General features: G+C 40.7%; 1 pseudogene. It reads left to right on the forward strand.

Annotated features, from left to right (window positions below):
• Positions 1-410: pseudogene (locus BSCG_RS00105) on the forward strand (hypothetical protein); the annotation flags it as partial.
• Positions 411-1,191: the final 781 nt, after the last annotated feature.

Below are 1,191 nucleotides of genomic sequence, written 5' to 3' on the forward strand. Positions count from 1 at the left end.
TGCTTCCATCATTGCAAGCTGCCATACAAGGGAAAAAACAATCGGAAGCCGCTAATATACTGATTAATTTCGTGCAGACAGCTTTTGATTATAAGACAGATGGTGACCAGTTTGGTTATGAAAAGCCTTTCTTTGTGGATGAGCTGTTCTACTATCCTTATTCCGATTGCGAAGACCGTGCTGTGTTATACTCTTATTTGGTACGTACTCTTATGGGGCTTGATGTTGTATTGTTGGAATATCCCAATCACATGGCAACAGCGGTCTGTTTTGATGAAAACATTGACGGAGATTATATAACTGTAAGCGGAAAGAAGTACATAATTTGTGATCCGACTTATATTGGAGCTTCTATCGGGCTTGCTATGCCGCAATTTAAGAACGTGGCAGCCAAAGTGTTGAAATATTAATTTTATTATATTATGAAGAATATTAAAAAGTATTTGTGTGCCATTGTAATGATGGTTATTTCGATGACTGCATTTGCGCAGGAAGATGTTTTTAGCGGTGACTGGCTAGGAGCAAATAAAGAAGGCGATTTAAAGGTTGCGTTCACATTGAATTGTGATGGTAATTGGCAATTGAATCCTTATAATGAGAATGCCAGATGCAATGGATTTATGGAAGTGAATATGCTGGAACCCGGTGGAAGGGAATCTTTGATGGCAACTTATGAGTTTTACGTCGAGAGTATGAACGGGAATGAACTGACTCTTTCTTTTGTAGGCGGACGTCCGGAGGTTGATGCCGGGATTTCCGGTCAATGCAAAGTCGTTTATAAAGATGATAAGTTGTCGTTTTCCGGACTTGATAAAGGCGGAAAAGATGCTGCCTTTAATGGATTGACACTTGTAAAAAGCGGTAGTGGAGCTGATGCAATAGCTGATGCTGCGGCGGATGACGGAGTTCCTTTGGGAGTAAAGATATTGGCTGTTCTCCAACTGATTTTGTATATTGCCGTTGTTTTATTTATTGTGGGGCATATGTTTTTTGTATGGTATAAGGGCGCACGTTATAAAGAGGTTTTTACGGTAGAAGGAATGTTGAATAAACGCCTTGCAGCCGGAATGCCGGAGAAAATGACGGATGAAGAGATAACGGAGGCGTGGAAACTGATGGATGAGGCATTCGCTACTTGGACGGTGATTGAAAAAACAGATGATGATGAATTCAAACCCTTTCGGTTCCAAC

Source organism: Bacteroides sp. 2_2_4 (assembly GCF_000157055.1).
GTDB lineage: Bacteria > Bacteroidota > Bacteroidia > Bacteroidales > Bacteroidaceae > Bacteroides > Bacteroides ovatus.